The 17,913-nt window shown below is 54.5% G+C and carries 19 protein-coding genes and 2 pseudogenes; 12 read left to right on the top strand and 9 right to left on the bottom strand.

Annotation, left to right across the window (positions count from 1 at the left end):
• The first annotated feature begins 81 nt into the window (after positions 1 to 81).
• The 3 genes from thrB to JMJ16_RS29490 all read left to right on the top strand — a co-directional run bounded on the left by thrB (position 82) and on the right by JMJ16_RS29490 (position 3,243).
• Positions 82 to 1,107 carry a homoserine kinase gene (gene thrB, locus JMJ16_RS29480; protein WP_201387428.1) on the top strand — a complete coding sequence of 342 codons (1,026 nt, stop codon included), beginning with the start codon at positions 82 to 84 and terminating at the stop codon, positions 1,105 to 1,107.
• Positions 1,061 to 2,560: a threonine synthase gene (gene thrC / locus JMJ16_RS29485; protein WP_201387430.1), complete on the top strand. Its 1,500-nt coding sequence runs from the start codon at positions 1,061 to 1,063 to the stop codon at positions 2,558 to 2,560. The genes thrB and thrC overlap by 47 nt, the downstream gene beginning before the upstream one ends.
• A gap of 209 nt (positions 2,561 to 2,769) precedes the next feature.
• Positions 2,770 to 3,243: a hypothetical protein gene (locus JMJ16_RS29490; RefSeq protein ID WP_201387432.1), complete on the top strand. Its 474-nt coding sequence runs from the start codon at positions 2,770 to 2,772 to the stop codon at positions 3,241 to 3,243.
• A 114-nt stretch (positions 3,244 to 3,357) separates the two neighbouring features.
• On the opposite strand, the gene JMJ16_RS29495 is transcribed toward JMJ16_RS29490, so the two are convergent.
• From JMJ16_RS29495 to JMJ16_RS29510, 4 genes and pseudogenes are all read right to left on the bottom strand, one after another.
• Entirely contained in the window at positions 3,358 to 4,404 is a 1,047-nt protein-coding gene (locus tag JMJ16_RS29495) for a type I phosphomannose isomerase catalytic subunit (RefSeq protein WP_201387434.1), read from the bottom strand.
• An 84-nt stretch (positions 4,405 to 4,488) separates the two neighbouring features.
• Positions 4,489 to 4,830, bottom strand: a complete 342-nt coding sequence (locus JMJ16_RS29500) for a co-chaperone YbbN (protein ID WP_007906035.1) — start codon at positions 4,828 to 4,830, stop codon at positions 4,489 to 4,491.
• 211 nt (positions 4,831 to 5,041) lie between these two features.
• Positions 5,042 to 6,654 (bottom strand): annotated as a pseudogene (locus tag JMJ16_RS29505) (DNA repair helicase XPB); the annotation flags it as partial.
• Positions 6,655 to 6,657: 3 nt separating this feature from the next.
• Positions 6,658 to 7,332: an alpha/beta hydrolase gene (locus JMJ16_RS29510; protein ID WP_201371563.1), complete on the bottom strand. Its 675-nt coding sequence runs from the start codon at positions 7,330 to 7,332 to the stop codon at positions 6,658 to 6,660.
• Positions 7,333 to 8,325: 993 nt separating this feature from the next.
• On the opposite strand from JMJ16_RS29510, the gene JMJ16_RS29515 reads away from it, so the two are divergent.
• Both JMJ16_RS29515 and JMJ16_RS29520 read left to right on the top strand, forming a co-directional pair.
• Positions 8,326 to 9,345: a response regulator gene (locus JMJ16_RS29515; RefSeq protein WP_201387436.1), complete on the top strand. Its 1,020-nt coding sequence runs from the start codon at positions 8,326 to 8,328 to the stop codon at positions 9,343 to 9,345.
• A gap of 121 nt (positions 9,346 to 9,466) precedes the next feature.
• Positions 9,467 to 9,871, top strand: a complete 405-nt coding sequence (locus tag JMJ16_RS29520) for a hypothetical protein (protein WP_201387437.1) — start codon at positions 9,467 to 9,469, stop codon at positions 9,869 to 9,871.
• Between the two features lie 12 nt (positions 9,872 to 9,883).
• Here JMJ16_RS29520 and JMJ16_RS29525 read toward each other — a convergent pair whose 3' ends face one another.
• A complete protein-coding gene (locus JMJ16_RS29525) occupies positions 9,884 to 10,525 on the bottom strand; it encodes a hypothetical protein (protein ID WP_201371566.1) in 642 nt (213 codons plus the stop codon).
• Positions 10,526 to 10,663: 138 nt separating this feature from the next.
• Here JMJ16_RS29525 and JMJ16_RS29530 point away from each other — a divergent pair, with 138 nt between their 5' ends.
• Positions 10,664 to 11,605, top strand: a complete 942-nt coding sequence (locus JMJ16_RS29530; RefSeq protein WP_201387439.1) for a GNAT family N-acetyltransferase — start codon at positions 10,664 to 10,666, stop codon at positions 11,603 to 11,605.
• Positions 11,606 to 11,706: 101 nt separating this feature from the next.
• Here JMJ16_RS29530 and ruvA read toward each other — a convergent pair whose 3' ends face one another.
• The 4 genes from ruvA to JMJ16_RS29550 form a co-directional block, all read right to left on the bottom strand.
• A complete protein-coding gene (gene ruvA / locus JMJ16_RS29535) occupies positions 11,707 to 12,297 on the bottom strand; it encodes a Holliday junction branch migration protein RuvA (protein ID WP_201371568.1) in 591 nt (196 codons plus the stop codon).
• 42 nt (positions 12,298 to 12,339) lie between these two features.
• Positions 12,340 to 12,888: a crossover junction endodeoxyribonuclease RuvC gene (gene ruvC / locus JMJ16_RS29540; protein ID WP_201387441.1), complete on the bottom strand. Its 549-nt coding sequence runs from the start codon at positions 12,886 to 12,888 to the stop codon at positions 12,340 to 12,342.
• Positions 12,889 to 12,917: 29 nt separating this feature from the next.
• Complete coding sequence (locus JMJ16_RS29545; RefSeq protein ID WP_007906012.1) at positions 12,918 to 13,679, bottom strand: YebC/PmpR family DNA-binding transcriptional regulator; 762 nt, start codon at positions 13,677 to 13,679, stop codon at positions 12,918 to 12,920.
• A 173-nt stretch (positions 13,680 to 13,852) separates the two neighbouring features.
• The gene (locus tag JMJ16_RS29550; RefSeq protein WP_201387443.1) at positions 13,853 to 14,593 is read right to left on the bottom strand and encodes an alpha/beta fold hydrolase; all 741 of its coding nucleotides are present in this window, start codon (positions 14,591 to 14,593) and stop codon (positions 13,853 to 13,855) included.
• 193 nt (positions 14,594 to 14,786) lie between these two features.
• On the opposite strand from JMJ16_RS29550, the pseudogene JMJ16_RS57325 reads away from it, so the two are divergent.
• The 6 genes and pseudogenes from JMJ16_RS57325 to tsaB all read left to right on the top strand — a co-directional run.
• Positions 14,787 to 14,864 (top strand): annotated as a pseudogene (locus tag JMJ16_RS57325) (YraN family protein); the annotation flags it as partial.
• Positions 14,865 to 14,929: 65 nt separating this feature from the next.
• On the top strand, positions 14,930 to 15,136 hold the full coding sequence (locus JMJ16_RS57330) for a YraN family protein (protein ID WP_374229104.1): 207 nt from the start codon (positions 14,930 to 14,932) through the stop codon (positions 15,134 to 15,136).
• A 233-nt stretch (positions 15,137 to 15,369) separates the two neighbouring features.
• Complete coding sequence (locus JMJ16_RS29560) at positions 15,370 to 15,795, top strand: hypothetical protein (RefSeq protein WP_201387447.1); 426 nt, start codon at positions 15,370 to 15,372, stop codon at positions 15,793 to 15,795.
• Positions 15,796 to 16,470: 675 nt separating this feature from the next.
• Complete coding sequence (locus JMJ16_RS29565) at positions 16,471 to 16,683, top strand: hypothetical protein (RefSeq protein WP_201387449.1); 213 nt, start codon at positions 16,471 to 16,473, stop codon at positions 16,681 to 16,683.
• Between the two features lie 41 nt (positions 16,684 to 16,724).
• Entirely contained in the window at positions 16,725 to 17,117 is a 393-nt protein-coding gene (locus JMJ16_RS29570; RefSeq protein ID WP_236601740.1) for a tRNA (adenosine(37)-N6)-threonylcarbamoyltransferase complex ATPase subunit type 1 TsaE, read from the top strand.
• Positions 17,098 to 17,901, top strand: coding sequence for a tRNA (adenosine(37)-N6)-threonylcarbamoyltransferase complex dimerization subunit type 1 TsaB (gene tsaB / locus JMJ16_RS29575; protein ID WP_201387451.1), 804 nt, complete (start codon positions 17,098 to 17,100; stop codon positions 17,899 to 17,901). Before JMJ16_RS29570 ends, tsaB begins: the two co-directional genes overlap by 20 nt.
• The last annotated feature ends 12 nt before the right edge of the window (positions 17,902 to 17,913 follow it).

A 17,913-nucleotide genomic window follows, 5' to 3' on the forward strand; every position in this document is an offset into this window, starting at 1 on the left:
TTGTAAAACATGGTAGAATAGCCGAGAAGGCGAAAAGGAGAAACGCGATGCGTCTTCAAATGGAAAGGCAGGTAGCCGCCGATGGCACTGGCATTACCTGCTTCAGTAGAAGTCTTAGCGCCAGCGACGTCCGCTAACTTAGGCCCTGGTTTTGATAGCCTGGGGCTGGCGCTACAGCTATACAATCGATTTAGCGTAGTGGAAGGTGGTGTGGACCCGCTTCTTCCAGAGATCGAGGTCCTGGGACCGCTGGGTTCAGGACTAGAGCGAGGGGCTGATAACCTCTTCTTTCGCGCGTTTGCGACCTTGTTTGAGCGCCAGGGTGAGCCTTTACCGGCGGTGCGCATTCGTATGCAAATTCACATTCCTCCGGGGTGTGGATTAGGTAGCAGCGCGACCGCGGTCATTGGAGGACTTGTCGCGGCGAACGAGTGGTTGCGTAAGCGCGGGAAGGCAGTGTCCAGAGATGATTTGTTGGATCTGGCGGTTGAAATGGAGGCGGGCAATCATCCGGATAATGTCGCTCCAGCCTTGCTGGGGGGACTGGTGGCCACAACCATGATGAATGGGAAGGCGCATGCCATCAAGACGCCTTTTCCTGAAGCGTTAAAGGCCATCATCTTTACACCAACCTTTCCTATGGATACCGTGGCGGGTAGGGGACTCCTGCCAGCAAGCTATACACGAACAGATGTTACATTTAATACCGGGCGCGTGGCGCTGTTGTTATCGGCCTTGCAGATGGGGAAATATGAAGTGATTGGAGAAGCTATGCAGGACCGACTCCATCAACCGTACCGTCAGACCTTGTTTCCCGCGATGGACAGCATCATTCAAGCCGCCAAAGACGCGGGAGCATATGGGGCCTGTCTCTCGGGTGGTGGTTCATCGCTTATCGCCCTGGCGAGCACGCGCTTCTCAGAAATTTTGCGGGCTATGCAGTTGACGGCGCGTGAGCATGGGGTAGAGGGAACGGGTAAGGTGTTACGAGCTGACCAGAATGGGGCTAGAGTTTTGCAAACTCCACGAACTCGTATACGAAAGGAAGACAGTGCGCGTTATGGCGATCAATTCTGCTGGTCTCCAGCCAGGCCGGGGGGCAGGTAAGGAAAATATGCAATCTCATGCGACACTTGTACCTGAAATAGCGGCTCTCTTGTCAGCCATACAACTGCGGTGCGTGGAGTGCTCAGCACTCTACCCACCAGTCGAGGCTCAGCCCTCTTCGGCGACGGGCCTGGTGCCGCGCTATCGTTGTGAATGTGGTGGAGTGCTCGATGTCGAGCTGGAGTTTACGCTTCCCAAGCAGGTGGGAATGCAGGGCGATGAGGAGAGCTGGCACTTGATGGAGCGCGCCAGCAATGCCTCAGCCGTAGGAGCGCTCTGGCGCCAGGTCTTTGATGAACGCGCCTCATCTCCGCCTATCTGGTCGATCAGTACAGATAAATTATTGCTTGACTATAGCGGTGTCTGGCGCTATCGCGAATTGATCTTGCCCGCGCCCGAACGCTATGTCATTACGCGCCCGGAGGGGAATACGAACCTCTATCCTGTGGGCATGGAGAACTGTCCCGTAGGACGTATCGGCCATCGCCAGATCGGTACATATGCAGGTTTGGAACTGTTTTTCCTCAAGCACGAGGGTGAAAATCCAAGCGGCAGTTTTAAAGACCGCGGCATGACTGCCGGGGTAACCATGGCCAATATGCTGGGGGCCAGCGCCGTGGCCTGTGCCTCTACCGGCAATACCTCGGCATCGCTGGCGGCATACGCCGCGCAGGCTGGCATGCGTAGTATCGTGTTTCTGCCCGCGGGCAACGTGGCGGCTGGCAAACTTGCGCAAACAATGGCTTATGGTGCGACAACGGTCCAGATCGAGGGCGATTTTGATGCCGCGATGCAGCTGGTGGAGCAAGTCTGTAACGAGTTGGGGATCTACCTCTTAAACTCGCTGAATCCCTTCCGCGTTGAGGGGCAGAAGGCCATCGGCTTTGAACTCTTACAGCAGCTCGACTGGCAAGCCCCCGATTGGCTGATTCTACCCGCAGGAAACCTCGGCAATATTTCAGCGATTGGGAAGGCCTTCCGCCAGGCATATGACCTCTCCCTCATTACGCAAATCCCGCGTATCGCCGCGATTCAGGCCGCGGGTGCCAATCCCTTTTATCAGAGCTATCAACAGCAATTCCAGAAGCGGGTCAGTGTGAAGGCCGATACTGTGGCCTCAGCCATCAAGATTGGCAATCCCGTGAGCTATGCGCGCGCCCGTGCCGTCATTGAGGCCTGCGATGGCATTGTCGCCCAGGTCACAGACGAGGAGATTCTGGCTGCTAAAGAGATTATTGATCGCTCGGGGATTGGCTGCGAGCCTGCCTCCGCCGCTACCCTGGCCGGCGCGCACAAGCTGGTGGCCGAAGGCGTCATCAAGCGCGATGAGCGTGTCGTTGGTATTCTCACGGGCAACCTGCTCAAAGATAACGTGACGGGTATTCCCCAGCAGCGCAATAGCGCAGTTGTGAAGCCCAACCTTGATGCTGTGCGGGCTATGCTCGTGCAGTAACGCATACCCCTTACACTCCCTGCCGCTCCACCGGTAGAGCCGTGCCGGCTAGAGTGGTTGCGAGAGGTCGCGCGGTGACGAGGTCCGCGCGGCCTCTTTTTATTATTCGTGTCCCTGGCAAAACGAGAGAGGTACTGCTACAATAGAACGAAAGAATGTACATCTCATCGTGTCTCTCGTGAGGGAGTACTGTGCCAAAGAGGGCTACCGTGAACACGTCAAAACGTTTTAAGCTCAAATCCGTGCGCGACCTTGTTCCGCCCTGGAACATGCCTTCAGATCCGGTCAAAGCTGTTTTGTGGTTTTTGCACTGGTTTCTGCGTGTGCTTGTCCATTTCTTCTGGCTGCCCATTGGAGTGATGTGTGTCTATGAGCTGGTGGCGAACTGGATGGCTGGGGGAGCCTGGAATGGCATTGTGAGCGCCTTTGTAACCCTGTTTGTAGGAATGCTTGTCTGGGGAATTTTGTACGCCATTACCCTGGCTGCCAACTTCGCCACGCGTGTCTCGCAAGTCATCGCCAATGTCTCGCGCTTGCAGGATCAGATGCCTGACATGCCTGGCTTTAGCCCGTTTGATACTCCCTTTAGTCAGACTCAGCAAGATCCGCCCAGAACACGCATTGTCGAAGGGACAATCACAGATTTAGAAGAGGAGCGACGCAGGCGACGCTCTGAATCATGACGTTGCGTTGGCCGACACGTCATGCGCTGCTAAAGCACGCGCCCACATATCATGGTACGGCGTGCTTTAGCAGTGTGGCGCCCCCACAGCGTCAGTCCCCACCACATAGCTCAATTAGAGGCTGCTCTCTTTGTTTTCCTGGTTCCAGAGGCGCCATGCCGCATCCTCCGCGGAGGGGACATATGAGCGGAGCAGGAGGCCCTCACCTTGCAGGCGATACTCGCCCAGGGAGGCGGGCAAAATCATGGTCTCACCACGTTTGAGCGTTTCATGCTCCACGAAATCAGCTCCGTAGGCAATCGTCAATGTGGCACCCAGTGAGGTGAGAATGACACAACTGTCAGTTGTGCGATCCTCGACAACGCTCTGTGTCTTCAAATTAAGCTCGCGTGAGACAAAATATTTGCAAGCCACCAGGCAGCGTTCTTCGTATTGCTCGCTACTATGGAGGACGACCGGGCGCATCTTGATTTGCGGGGAGACTTGATAGTGTGAGACATCGAGTGAGCGGTCAATATGCAGCTCACGCGGCTTTCCCGAGGCTGTCAGGCGTCCATAATCATACATGCGATAGGTAACGTCTGAGTATTCCTGTAATTCATAGAGCAAAATGCCTGCGCCAATTGCATGGACGGTTCCTGCTGGCACGAAGACGACATCTCCAGCCTGTACGGTTTCGGCGTGCATAAGCGATTCAAGAGTAACGTCCTGAATGGCCTGGCGTACCTCTTCGCTCGTGGTCTCAGCCTCAAAACCATGCACGATGCTGGCCCCTGGCTCGGTGGCCAGAATATACCAGTACTCCGTTTTGCCTAGCTTGCCATGCTCATGCTGTGCGGCATAGCCATCCTTAGGGTGAACCTGGACCGAGAGCTGGGCGTTGGCGTCAATAAATTTGGCAAGGAGGGGGAAGCGCTCACCGAATATTGCGACGGCCTGTTCTCCTAGCAAGGGCGTTCCCTGTTCGGCAACAAGGGCGCCCAGGGTCTTGCCCGCGTGGGGACCATTGAGTATGCGATTGCTGATTTCAGTCTCCCAGGACTCACCGATGGCTGTATCATCTTCTGGGAGTTGCTTCCAGCTGTCGTGTTCCAGGCGGCGTCCACCCCAGATGGTTTCGTGTAGCGAAGACTCTAATCGAAGTGGGTATAGTAAACTCACAAAAAATCTCCCCTCGCATCCATACGTTGTGTTCTGTATGGAGCGTGTTTGTTTGTGGTAATGGGTTGCAGCGTGCGGCGCTATTTACTCGCTCGCTACGAGCAGGACTCCTTCGAGCTGGCGACGAAGCTTATCACGCATCATAATGCCTTTGATGCGATAGATCTCGTTCCCCCCTTTGAAGAAGACGAGGGTCGGAATGCCATCGATTGTGTACTGGTTGGTCAGGCCTTCCTCGTTTTCGACATTTACCTTCGCGAAGGTGACGCGATCCTGGTACGCTTTGCTGACCGCGACAAACTCGGGTTCCTGTATCTGGCAGGAATTACTCTTATCGGCAGCAAAGTAGACGACTACGAGCTGCGGAGCCTGGAGTACCTGCTCAGGAAAGTTTTCATTTGTAACAGAGATATACGTATCTGCCATACCATCCTCTTAGAAAATAGTAAAGAAGCGTTGTTCGTCTCTCAAGGTACCACTCCATTGATGGTACTGTCAAGAAGAGGTTTTTCCATGTACTTCCTCATACGTCCTATTACGCTTCTGGTAAGGATGAGAGGAGCGCCTCTGCATCCTCGATGCTATAGCGATATCCCTGTTCGGTCAGGAAGAGCTGACGGTTGGTGGAGAAATCCTGGTCGCATGTATCGCGTGTCACGATGGTATAAAAGTGCGCGATCCCGCCATTACTTTTGGGGCGCAAGATGCGTCCAAGTCGCTGAGCCTCCTCCTGGCGTGAGCCAAAGGTGCCAGAGACCTGAATCGCCACATTCGCGTCGGGCAGGTCAATGGCAAAGTTCGCAACCTTGCTGACGACCAGGCGTTTGATCTGTCCCTGGCGAAACTGTTCATAGAGCTTTTCACGCTGGCTTGTCGAGGTGCGTCCGGTGAGGAGAGGCGCCTGTAGCTCCTGGGCAAGCACTTTGAGCTGGTCTAGGTATTGGCCAATGATAAGTACCTGGTCGTCTTTATGCTGCTCGGCCAGGAGGTGTGTCACCGTAAACTTGGCGGGATTCTCAGCGGCCAGACGGTATTTCTCCCGCGTCTGCGCCATGGCATAGGTAAGCTGCCCCTCATCTGGAAGGCTGACGCGAATTTCATGGCACTCGGCAGTGGCGATCCAGCCCTGGCGTTCAAGCTCGCGCCAGGGAACATCATACTTCTTGGGACCGATCAGGCTGAAGACATCGGCCTCACGCCCATCTTCGCGTACCAGGGTGGCGGTCAGCCCCAGGCGCCGGCGTGCCTGGATTTCGGCGGTGACACGAAAGACCGGGGCAGGCAGTAGGTGGACTTCATCATAGATAATCAGTCCCCAGTCATAGCTCGTCAAGAGCGAGAAGTGTGGGTAGTCGGCGAGCGACTCTGTGCCTTCCTCCTCACCATTGGCGCGGCGGTAGGTCAACATCTGATAGGTGCTGACAGTCACTGGCGCGATATCCTTGCGTTCACCTGTATATTCTCCAATCATTTCGGGAAGAAGCGAGGTTTTCGCGCGAAGCTCGTGAATCCACTGGCGTACCGCGACGGTATTGGGCGTGAGAATCAAGGTTGCGCGCTGAATGTCGGCCATCGTGACCAGGCCAACGATGGTCTTGCCCGCCCCACAGGGGAGTACAACCACGCCGCTGCCCCCACCCGGTGCTCCACCTGCATAGAAGGCCGCGGACGCCGCCTGCTGATAGGTTCGAGGCGTAAATGGCTTTCCTACCTCATCGTGCTCACGGAGTTTAAAGGGCAGGGGCGAGCCATCGGCGTAGCCTGCAAGATCCTCAGCCGGAAAACCGATATGGATCAGCGCTTGCTTGATATGCCCCCTCCGGCTGCCGTCTACCAACAGGGTCGAGGCATCGCGTGGACATCGCAGGTAGGGTTGTATAAGCCGGTGATGAAGAATTTCGGCGATAAGGCGGGAATCTTCGGAGGTGAGCAGCAACTGGTCGCCATCGCGTATGAGCTTAAGACGACCATAGCGGCTGATATAGTCGTGGATATCGGTCAGGATATTTGGCGGAAGGGGGTATTTGCTATAGCGTTCAAGCAGGTCGACAATGGCTGGTGCCTGCATCCCCCGGAGGCCGCGTTCCAGAGCGAAAGGGGCGAGAGACGATAGGTATGAATATGCTCCGGTGATTTCTCAAGCTCAGCAAAGCGTGAGAGCGCGTCACGAGCCTCGGCATGGAGTGAGTGATCGACCTCAAGTAAGACAGTACGATCACTCTGGACGATCATAGGGTTCTTGGGATTCATGGACTACACTCCAGGCATGCTCGCCCATTTATTAATATAATTCAGGATCGCGAGCACGGCAGGCTCTTCAAAGCCACGCATCAGGTGACGTGCGCCAGTAATAACTTTGATACCCTTGGGGCCGCTCTGTTGCTCCACAAAGGGTTCTAGCTTGTAGAGAGGACAGATCTCGTCGAACTCGCCCGTCACAAAGAGCTTGGGGCGTTCGAAGGGACGTGGAAAGCCACTTGTCGCGCGAAAGAGAGGGAGGCTCACAGAGACAAGCGTGCGTACCCGTTGATCAAATGGAGCATAGAGGAGTCCAATATAAGCACCGAAGCCATGCCCTACAACGCAGAGCTTGGCTGGATTGGCTCCTGGGAGTGAGAGTGCCATGTCAATAGCGCCCGCCAGGTCCAATGGTTCCAGGCGCCCATCAGTTTGTTGCCCCTGGCTGCGACCAACGCCACGGAAGTTGAAGCGCACAGCGTACATCCCTGCCAGTGCCAGGGCGCGTGCCAGGACAACGAGCAAACTGTCGTTCATATTACTGCTGGCAGGCTGTGGATGGCATAAAATAACGACAGGCGCGAGCTGCATCTTCTGGAGCGGTTCATGGACGACCCCCTCCAGGATAAATGCGGGTTGCCCCTTGCTATAGAAGGAGATTGCTCGCTCCGCAGGTGCTGATAAGGTCATGTTGTGCCTCTCTCCCCTGATCAAGAAGATATTTCTGGAACGTATCTTATCTCAGCCTGGGACTAGCGTCAACTTTTCACGAAAAATACTGGGGCCAGTTCTCTTTTGCTATCTGCCTCGGCTTGCAAGCTCATCTAGGGGTAAGGCGTGTGGTAGGTGTGGTGCTGGCTCCACCAGCACCACACCTACCACACGCCTTACCCATCAGCGCCGCAGGCGCGAAGAGAGATGGTGGTGCATCTGGACCGTTCCTGGCGCAATTATAAACGCAAGAAAATACAAAAGTGTGGATTCTTATTATTGCCCATCATTATGTAGTACAAAAGTCACTATGTTGTGAGTTCCGCGAAAATTTTGACGAAATGGGCAAAATTGAGTGGCAAATACTTTGCATGGACCACGAAGGATGTTATACTGATTAAAGACATATGTATGCATATTTATAATTATGTTCGTTCGTATGTCAACTAGACGCATGATCTCGTTCCGCTACATGTCCTTTATTTTACGAGCCTTTCTGGTAATCCGTCACTGTGCTATGAGCGGCAAGAGGCAAGCGTACAGCGAGCATGTAAGTTCTATTTTGTGGGTCTATGGTGCAGTATTGCCTCTTGTGTATGAAGCCTTCCACCCCACATATATGTGCATTGGATGGTAAGTTCTTTAAGCTTGCAGGTTTTTTGCGCTCAAGCACATTTTTGTTGAGCATAGAGACGATGGTGGTTGTCAGGGGGCTGGTAGAGGAAAGCGCATAGTACGCTTTACTAATGAAGACATGCGTACCTATACTATGCGGCATATTTCATGAGAACGAGTATGTGGAGAGTGGTGATAGCGGATGATACTTACTGATGAGAGAGATATGTGAGAGCGGGAGAGAGATTGCAATCTCACGGACAAAAAGCTTCCACAAATTGTTAGTGTTTCATGACAAGAGTGGTATACGTGAGGTATACACAATGTGTAAAATGAAACGTAGAGGCAGGAGTGCATATGTCCAGCATTTTAGTCATCGAGGATGAGGAATTGATCACTAAGCTGCTACGAGAGAAGCTAGCGTTCAAAGGTTACCAAACTGCGATGCACCTCAATGGCGATGCTGCGCTACAGTTTGCTTTACGTGACATTCCCCATGTGATTGTCATTGATTTTTCGACCAGTGGTCTCGATGGATATGCTTTGCTGCGGAGGCTGCGCGCTCATCCCAAGAGTATGCACATTCCTCTTATCGTCGTCAGTTCTTCACAAGAAATAGATGACCGGGTGCGTGCCCTGGACATGGGAGCAGACGCCTACATCGCTACACCTGTCAACAATGATGAGCTTCTGGCCCATGTGCATAGGCAACTCCGTCGTATCCAGCAATACTCTCTCTCCCCTTTGACCCTGCTTCCTGGTGGCTTGCAACTTGAATGGGCACTGGATAATAAGCTCAAGAGCGCAGAACCCTGGAGCATTCTCTATCTTGACCTCGATAACTTTAAGGCCTTTAACGATGTGTATGGCTTTCTGGCTGGCAATGACATGATCCTGCTCGTAAGCCATATCTGCCAGAGTGTCGTCTATGATTATGGGAACGCGGATGACTTTGTTGGCCATATCGGAGGCGATGATTTTATTATTTTAACGACCCCTGAGCGCGCTACCGTCCTCTATCAGCATATCCTCAATCTCTATAAACGCGAGAGCCTGCAACTGTATCGGCCAGACGATGTCGAGCGCGGTTCCATTAGTGGGGTAGACCGCAAAGGCCGCCCCTATCAATTCCCACTCGTCTCCCTCTCGATTGGGATTGTCAGCGATCAACGTCGTTATCTTCACGATGAGATAGGCTCCCTAACCGCGACGGCCAAACGGCGCGCAAAGCAGTCTTCCGGGAATGTCTGTCATATCGACAAAATGCCTGCACACGACTGCGCCTATCCCTTCTCTCCCCCCTCAGGCAAGCGTATAAGCCTGGTTACCAGGCCGATAGCATGCCTGAAGGAAGACGCTTTCGCGGAAAGTAAGTGATGCGAAGTAACTACTATCAGGTCTTGCCTTGGGTATGAAGCCTGTTCGTAGATAGGGATATCTGCTACAATCTGAGGGAGCCGCCGGCTCACAAACTCAAACATAGAGAGAGAATGGCTGTATGAATCAGGAACCCGAGACACTACCGAACGCCTCACCTCTGGAGGAACATAGTCAGCAGCAGCGCGAGAACGCCAAGCGTATCTTTCGTGTCAGTGGCTTGCCAGAAATGCTTCAATCAATCAACACGACCGAGTTGAAGGGGCGTGGCCACTTTGAAGAGTACGATACCATGGTGTTGTTCCGTTGGGGGACTGGCTACACGCGACGGCATATGTGGATTGAAGTCGTCGAGGAGAATATTCGTTTTCGCTTGCTCCCTCATCTTAAGCATAAGCACGAGGTCCCCATCTGTGATGGCGAGTATCACATCTTCACGCCACAGATGTGGCAGCAGCGCGATTTTCTCCAGGCGGAACTCAAAAAATATTATGACCGCCCGGTCCATGAGACGAGCGTCGATTAGGTAAAGGGCGCGCTAAAGAATTTCAAACGGTAGCGTGTGTAGCTTCCCTAGCGATTGAAGGATATTCCCCAGAGCCTGGGTATGAGGGTGTTGAAAGAAGGCCTCGCTTTCCTCCTGACTACTCCAGCTAAAGAGGCCAAAGAGCGTGGTTTGTGGCTCATTGCTTGTGGATGTGGGCTGGGTGAATTGAGAGGGACCATCAGAGACACCATAGGCCAGGAAGGCGAAGGTCAGCGGGGCCTGGAGCGTTAATTGATGTAGGTAGCGCAGGCATTCCTGGTTGGCGCGCTTGAGTTGCTGCGGTGGTAGGGAGAGCAGGTGAACTGTCGCGAAGCCCGGTTGTCTCGTGGCACGGCTATATCCCCAGAGATAGTGCATATACCATTGCTGAGGAGGCCCTGCAAGCAGATCGGCCATACTACTACGCAGGAGGAACTGTGGATTATGACGTTCGCCCGCGCTTTTCCAGCTGGTTTCATCATCCCAGGTGGTCAGGAGCAGGTAATAGGGTTGCTTGCCTCGACCTTGATACAGGTTGGAGGAGATGACTCCTGGAGCATTGCGTGCCGTATCAAAGACCAGGCGTATGCGTGCTATGCTATCAATATCTTTCCCTGCCTGAAGCGAGGTCAGGGTAGCGACAAGTAATTCCATACAGTCAGCATCTATCTCTATCACTAACCCGATGTGTACGTTATTGGTGTGACACCTCTGGAGTATAACCTAAGCTTTTCAGATTGGCAAGGAAGGGGACCTGCTCTCCTATAGTTCCTCGCTGTTGGAGGTCTACCGATGCTTGATTCTGACGTGATGCGTAACTCTGTCGAATGGCGCCAGGCACTTCCACAAGATGCCGAGACCTGGGTGTCGGTTACCCGGCAGAGCGCGGACCAGCTGCACTTTGAAATGGAGGAGGCGCAAATCGAGCGATATCGCAGTGAGCCGCTGAAAAAGCAGGCTCAACGCTATCTCCTCTGGCAGGGCGAGAGGCCCGTTGGTCGCTTACGCTTCTATGTGGCTGAAGACGAGGAGGAGAAGACCGCCGTTCTAGATGGTTTTGTCTTGCTCTTTGACGCGGGCGGGAGTGTTGCGGCTCAGGTGGTAGCTGAGGCGCAGGTGCGCGCGGCTGCCCTGGGCGTACGCTATATTAAGGCTACCTATCCCGCGGCTTATACCGCCTCCTTTGCCGCCGCCAATTTTCGTGAACTACGCCGGCGTACCGTGATGGTGGCCTCGACCCAGCTCACAATGCCCCTGTTTCCCTTGCCTGCCTCCTTGCGTGTCCGAGAAATTACCCAGGGTGATGTGGAGCAGCTAGGCATCTTGTTGCAGCGTGCGTACGCAGGTGGCCCCGACAATGTCCATGCCGATCCGGGAGAGTGGCGTGCTGAGGCGCGAGCGATACAAGAAGGCGCCTTTGGCCCATTTATGCCTGAATGTTGTTTTGTCGTTGAGCATAGCCTGGACCGTTTTCATTTGGCGGGCGCCGTTCTGGTGCATCTAGAGCGGGGTGTGCCCCGCATCCGGCATATGGTGGTGGCTCCCGCCTTTCGGCACATCGGTCTGGGGCAGTACCTGGGCGTGCGGTGTATTCGCCGCCTGCGCGAGCTGGACTATGCAACGGTGTTGCTCAATATTACCCTCAACATTCCAGCGGTCAATCTCTACCATCGCCTGGGGTTTATCGAGGCAGGTCCAACCTATATCGAAGCCGAACGCATCTTAACGCGGTAAAAGTCCCTGTATGGATGCTGATTCACGGCGACCGTCTCTTCATAAAGCGAATTGTGGAACCGATTGCGCGCCTGACGTGAGCCCTGTCAGGCGCTTTTGCCTCATGAGCGAGAGAAGGTGCGTAGGGCGTAGGTCACCTGCTGTTCGAGGGTCATGGCCTGGTCCTGAGGAATTTTCGCAATGGCTGCCTGGGCCTCCGCGCTTGAGAAGCCAAGTCCCATCAAGGCCTCCAGCACCTCGGCCTGAAGCTTGCCCGAAGGAACACCGCTGATCGTGCCCGCGGGGACGATAGATGGTAGTTTCCCCTTGAGCGCGAGTATGAGCTGCGCGGCGAGGCGCTTGCCAACACCCTTGGCGAGTCCCAAGCGCTGCTGATCCTCATCGGCGATGGCTTTATAGAGCGCGGGCGCATCCATTACCGAGAGCAGCGAGAGGGCCACGCGTGGGCCAACCCCGTTGACGGCGATGAGTTGCTCAAAAGCGTCGCGATCTATCTCGGTCGCAAAGCCGTAGAGCGCGATCCCATCCTCGCGCATATGAAAATGCGTATGTAGCTCTACCTCGGTGCCAGTTTCACCCAGGCCACTAATGGTGGTGGCTGGCGCGAAGACCTGGATGCCAAAACCACCCACACGTACCGTCACGTGGTCGGGGTGGCAGGTTTGCAATATTCCATGAATACTTGTAATCATCTTTTTACTATTCTGTTTCACGAGCTGGAAAGCGGTTGCTTACTAGCGCTGGTAGCTCGTGTAGCTCGCAAAGTTTCTGGCCAGGGGCAGGGTATGCAGATGGCAAATAGCGATGGCGGCGGCGTCAGCGGCGTCATCGGGCTTGGGAACCGCGGTCAGCTTGAGTAAAATGCGCACCATTTCGCCTACCTGGTCCTTGTTGGCGTCCCCATAGCCGGTAACAGCCTGTTTAACTTGTTTGGGCTTATATTCAGCGACAGAGAGTCCACCATTCGCCAGAGCCAGCATGGCGACGCCGCGCGCATGTCCTACCGTCATGGCGGTCCGGGCATTTTTGGCGAAGAAGAGCTCTTCAATGGCGGCTTCCTGGGGCTTAAAGGTGGCAATAATGTTGCTGAGTTCGGCATAGATCGTCTGAAGGCGCTGTGCGAGCGGTGTTTTGGCCGGGGTAGTGATGACATCACAGGCCAGCAAGCTCAAGTTACTTCCCTGAGCCATCACTACCGCATACCCTACAATGGCAGTGCCCGGGTCGATACCCAGCGCGATGCGCGGACGAGTTGCTGATGCTTGATCGCGTACGGTATCCATGAGGCTACTTCCCTTTTCTTTTTGTGCGCCTACTGATACGAGGCCGCGAACTCCTCAGGGAAGTCAGCGTTAGTATGAACACCCTGGACATCGTCCAGGTCCTCAAGCTTATCAATCAGGCGCATTAACTGGTGAGCCTGTTTCTCGTCTGTGATCTCGGCCTTGGTCTTCGGCACCATCGAGGTCTCGGCCTTGACGATGGTGTAGCCCTTCTCCTCCAGCGCCTTCCGCATGCTCTCCAACTCAGAGGGATCGGTATAGATGGTGAGTGTCTCACTATCGGCTGCGACTGGCTCCACATCATCGGCGCCCAGGTCGAGCGCTTCGAGCGAGAGTTCATCAGGGTCTTTGCCCGCCAGCTCAATCTCAATAATGCCTTTGAGCTCAAAGAGCCAGTCAACGCACCCATTTTCACCCATGTTGCCGGCGTTACGGTTAAAGGCGTTACGGACCTCGGCAACGGTGCGGTTGCGATTTTCGGTCATGGTCTGAACCAGGATGGCGGTGCCACCAGGACCATACCCCTCGTAGGTGATCTCTTCCAGGCTGGGTCCCTCGGCGCCACCCAGCGCGCGCTTAATCGTGCGCTCAATATTGTCGAGTGGCATATTGGCGTCGCGAGCACGCTGAACTGCCATGCGCAGGCGGAAGTTTGCTGCTGTATCACCGCTTCCACCCTCACGTACGGCAACAACGATTTCGCGTCCCAGGCGGGTGAAGAGTTGACCACGGCGTGCATCGTTGACGCCTTTTGAGCGGCGAATCTGCGCCCATTTAGAATGACCTGACATATCGTTGCTCCCTAATTTGATCTTATTGTACGAGTGACATTGTTGAAAATATGCCTCAAGCATATGGTCACGCTCGTGTTTTAAGTGCTGCTCGATTATTGTAACACGAACAGCCGTAGAGCGTCGAGGGGGTGAGATGAGCTAGTGTATCTCCCTTGGGAGACTGCGCGTAGCTAGGCATCACCTTCGATTTCTTGTAGCCACAATGAGAGCGCCTGGTAGATCGCCTCCGCTTGCTCACACATGACGTAGTGTCCTGCGGCGGGCAAAACCTGCAAAGATGCGTGCGCAAGTTGCTGCTGGAGATAACGGCTATACTTAGGAGGCGTGAGTTGATCATCCTCGCCGCAGAGTAGGCAAGTTGGCAGCGTGATCTCGGGGATGCGTTCCATGACATCAAAGCTATTGCAGGCGGCCAGGTCACGATAGAGCATCTGCATATCATTGGCGCCTTTCTGTTGTAACAGGCGAGGTAGCATGCTGGCGCTAGTGCTGGGTGCCAGGGCCAGCGTCGTCAGTCGCTCTGCGGCCATGCCTGGCTGGTGTTGGGCCTCCTCTAACAAGGTAGGATGGACACGTAGGCGCGCTCCACTGCCGATCAAGGCCAGCCCCGAGAGCATCTGTGGATACTCTAACGCAAGCGTGAGCGCGATGGCCCCACCCAGGGAGTGCCCAACGATAATCGCCGAGGAGAGATGTAGCTCATTGCTCAGGATATGGGCGACCTCCCTGGCGTAGTCGGCAACGCTCGCCGTCGCGGGCAGCGTATCTGTCCGCTTGCCATGCCCGGGGAGGTCGAGCGCGTAGGTGGGGTGTTGCCCCTGCTGCTGAAAATAGGGCAGCAGCGTATCCCATATCCGGGCATTATCGCCTGAGCCATGGATGAAAACCAGGGGCCTGGGTACTATCTGCATGTGGGTGAGTCCTCCTTGTCTTAACAGACGTCCTACTATCTCTATCATATCCTATGAGAGTGGGTTTATGGTGGCGCGCTGGCATCAACCAGCACGCCACCATAAACCCGGCACAACATTTCACCTGGTGCTTCGTACTAGCTTTGTAGAGCCATAAAGAGGATTGGGAGGAGTTGTGCCAGAGAAAAAGAGTGTGCAGCGAAGTCTGGGTATACTTGGTGAGGATCTGGCCGTAGCCAGGTTACAGGAGTGTGGCTATCATATAGTAGCACGCAATTTTCGTTGTGTCTTTGGTGAGATTGATATTATCGCGGAAGAGGGGAAGACCTCGTATTTGTGGAGGTTAAGGCGCGCCGGGGATGGAGCTACGGCTTGCCGGAAGAGGCTGTGCATAAGCGTAAGCAGCACAAGCTCATTCAGGTCGCGCAATACTACCTGGCTCATCACGGGCTTACTGAGCGTTCATGGCGTATCGATGTCGTCGCGATTGATCTGAATGCCCAGGGGCGACCAGAGAGATTCGGCTCTACCAGCACGCAGTAGTAGAAGAGTAGTATGCTGTTAAAGCTTAACTTGAAAAGGAAAAGTGGGGAGTGCAGAGGGGCTGACGCCCTCTGCGTCCTTTTCCTATGCCGCCGCAGGCGGTATGAATACCTTTCAGTTGAACTTTAACAGAGCAGTTGGCGTGCAAAAATAGACAGATATCAAGAAAATACTATACAATGTAGCAGTTGTGCAGGCCAAAAGCACACCTGACACAGATTTTGGAGGCAGAGATGAGTGACTTTATTGAATCGGCAAAAAATTTCTTGAATACCGCTGTCAGTCGCACAGGTTGGGAAGCGCAGAAACAAATGCGTGTCCGTGGCAAGCAAGGCGAGATTGATAAACTGCTGGAGCAGCGCCAGCAGCTTTTGAATGACTTGACCGTTACAGCCATGAACTTGTATCAGCAGGGGGCTTTGACGGATTCCCAGCTCTCGCGTCTCTGCGCGAGCATTATCGAGCTTGATCATGATGTGAAGCGGCGCGAAGAGCAGTTAGATGAGGTAAAAAGAGAGCTCTACCCGGCCGATCAGTATGCCCCGGGTCAGACCACCAACTACACTCCCCCTCTCCAAACCAGGGGAATCCAAACACCAATTCACAGCCTGGCACGCCTCCCCCAGCTTCAAGTGTTGCGCCAAACTATCAGCCAGTGACCGGCAATACTCCAACGGCGCAGGGGCAAACAATCTGTCCCAATTGTAAGAGCGTCGTGCGTCCCAATGCGCTCTATTGCCGCGCCTGTGGGGCCAAATTACGCTAAGTGTGGCGCTTAATTGCCCATCGACTGCTGCATTGCGCCGTTAACGCGTGAGCAGTTGCTGGCTGGTGAGGTCGCATAGTCGTCACGAGGGTATGCTATAATAAGTTCACCATTCTGCCCTATGCATGCGAGGAATGTATTTTCTGGCAGGTAGCTGGCAATGGTCAAGTGAACTACCACTGAGCTGAAGACGCAGTGGCTTCTTCGGGAGTCACTGAAGACCCAGTTCAGTAGCTTCGCAAGAAGCCTGAGTTCACCAGACTCAGCCCCAGAAATGGGCGCTACGTTCGAAGAGGTCAGGACACCTGCGGTTGACGCATCAGACCGCTGCTCTGTCGCCTGGGTTTAAGGAGGACTGAGGAAAGGTCCGGTGATCCAGGTGCAAAAAGCCTTTTGAACCTTGTCGAGATGAAGCCGGATTCCCTTGGTGGTCACAGCGAAGGGATACGCATCACCTGCCTTCGGGCAGAGTTTTTTGAGTCAATGGATCGTCTCTTGCTCAAAAGAACAAGGGGCGTTCCGGCGATTCATCCACGAGGCTGAAGACCTCGTGGTTTTCTCGCCGCTCATGTATAAAAAATTTCACGAGATAGAAGAGCAGCGCCTCTGTTCGTTGCTGGAGGCGTTGCGTTGTGGTGAAGGTTGTCTGGTTGTGACTGAACATTTGCCAAGAGAGACACTCGAACTTGTCAGCCAGAGCACGCAGCAGACGCAGCATATTGGTCGTACCCTGGGTACCTTATTGCGAGGTGGGGAACTGCTCTTGTTTGAGGGCAGCTAGGGGCTGGGAAAACGACCTTTACGCAAGGGCTGGCGAAGGGATTGGGGATTACCACTACTATTAGTAGCCCCACATTTACGATTTTGAAAGAGTATCCGGGACAGCCACGTGCGCAGTCTGAGCGGATTGCTGGCTCGTGGTCTACGGTATCCTCGCAGAGAGGACCGGCCCTCTATCACTTTGATCTGTACCGGCTGGAAGACCCCGATGAGATACTTGACCTGGGCTTTGAAGATTATTTTTCAGGCTCGGGCGTTTGTGTTATTGAATGGGCTGAGAATGCCGATATCTCCTGGTTACCAGAACGCCTTGCGATCCACCTATCGGTTATCAATGAAACGGAGCGTCGCCTGCGGTTCATCGCAACTGGAACAGTCTATTGCGAGCTATTGCGACATTTACAGAAACAAATTTATGCTTCTACTGGCTTTTGATACTTCTACACGACAATCTAGCATCGCCCTTTGTACAGAAGAAGCGCTGCTTGGAGAATATACCTGGAACGCTGGCACTAATCACAGCGTGGAACTACTGGAAAATATGCAGCGCTTGCTTGCAGATTGTCAGTCCACGTTGGCACAGGTCGAAGCGCTGATCGTCGCAGCCGGACCGGGTTCTTTTAATGGTGTACGCGTTGCTGTCTCGACAGCGAAGGCGCTGGCTTTTTCTCTGCAAAAGCCCCTGTTGGCCATTCCCACCCTTGATAGTGTCGCCGCGCAGCAATCTGCCTGGCAAGGGCCTCTCTGTGCCGTTCTAGAGGCTGGGCGCGGTGAATTGTATGCCGCGTGCTATCGCTCTCAGGAGGAGCTTACGCCCGAGGGCGAGGTGCAGAGGCGCCTGGAGCGTGAGGGCGATTACCTCGTGTTGGAGCCTGCTGCCCTGGTAGCACACCTGCGCGCGAGCTTGCCAGGTGGGGCAGAGGCCGCCACAGAGACGCCACCATGGCTCTTCTGTGGCGAACTGAAACAGCCATCACGTGTCGCGCTTCAGGCGTTGCTGGGATCGCAGGGGCGTTTCGCCACAGCACATGAGTCAGCGCGCCGGGCCTCTACACTGGCTATGCTGGGGCTACAGCGTTTACGCATGGGTCAGAGCGACGATCCATTCACGCTTGAACCATTGTATTTGCGGCGTCCATCTATCACGAAGAGCACACGCAAACAACCGTTGCTCGCAGGCGTGACGCCACCGGAGAGTGAAGCCACACAAGCTGGCTGAACGAGAACAGAA

It is taken from the genome of Ktedonobacter sp. SOSP1-52 (assembly GCF_016587395.1).

Excerpts from the sequence above, each read along its gene's own strand:
- thrB (WP_201387428.1), top strand. The coding sequence starts at position 82 with ATGGCACTGGCATTACCTGCTTCAGTAGAAGTCTTAGCGCCAGCGACG.
- thrC (WP_201387430.1), top strand. The coding sequence starts at position 1,061 with ATGGCGATCAATTCTGCTGGTCTCCAGCCAGGCCGGGGGGCAGGTAAG.
- JMJ16_RS29500 (WP_007906035.1), bottom strand. The coding sequence starts at position 4,830 with ATGGCAGATACGTATATCTCTGTTACAAATGAAAACTTTCCTGAGCAG.
- JMJ16_RS29510 (WP_201371563.1), bottom strand. The coding sequence starts at position 7,332 with ATGACCTTATCAGCACCTGCGGAGCGAGCAATCTCCTTCTATAGCAAG.
- JMJ16_RS29515 (WP_201387436.1), top strand. The coding sequence starts at position 8,326 with ATGTCCAGCATTTTAGTCATCGAGGATGAGGAATTGATCACTAAGCTG.
- JMJ16_RS29520 (WP_201387437.1), top strand. The coding sequence starts at position 9,467 with ATGAATCAGGAACCCGAGACACTACCGAACGCCTCACCTCTGGAGGAA.
- JMJ16_RS29525 (WP_201371566.1), bottom strand. The coding sequence starts at position 10,525 with ATGGAATTACTTGTCGCTACCCTGACCTCGCTTCAGGCAGGGAAAGAT.
- JMJ16_RS29530 (WP_201387439.1), top strand. The coding sequence starts at position 10,664 with ATGCTTGATTCTGACGTGATGCGTAACTCTGTCGAATGGCGCCAGGCA.
- ruvA (WP_201371568.1), bottom strand. The coding sequence starts at position 12,297 with ATGATTACAAGTATTCATGGAATATTGCAAACCTGCCACCCCGACCAC.
- ruvC (WP_201387441.1), bottom strand. The coding sequence starts at position 12,888 with ATGGATACCGTACGCGATCAAGCATCAGCAACTCGTCCGCGCATCGCG.
- JMJ16_RS29545 (WP_007906012.1), bottom strand. The coding sequence starts at position 13,679 with ATGTCAGGTCATTCTAAATGGGCGCAGATTCGCCGCTCAAAAGGCGTC.
- JMJ16_RS29550 (WP_201387443.1), bottom strand. The coding sequence starts at position 14,593 with ATGCAGATAGTACCCAGGCCCCTGGTTTTCATCCATGGCTCAGGCGAT.
- JMJ16_RS29560 (WP_201387447.1), top strand. The coding sequence starts at position 15,370 with ATGAGTGACTTTATTGAATCGGCAAAAAATTTCTTGAATACCGCTGTC.
- JMJ16_RS29565 (WP_201387449.1), top strand. The coding sequence starts at position 16,471 with ATGTATAAAAAATTTCACGAGATAGAAGAGCAGCGCCTCTGTTCGTTG.
- tsaB (WP_201387451.1), top strand. The coding sequence starts at position 17,098 with ATGCTTCTACTGGCTTTTGATACTTCTACACGACAATCTAGCATCGCC.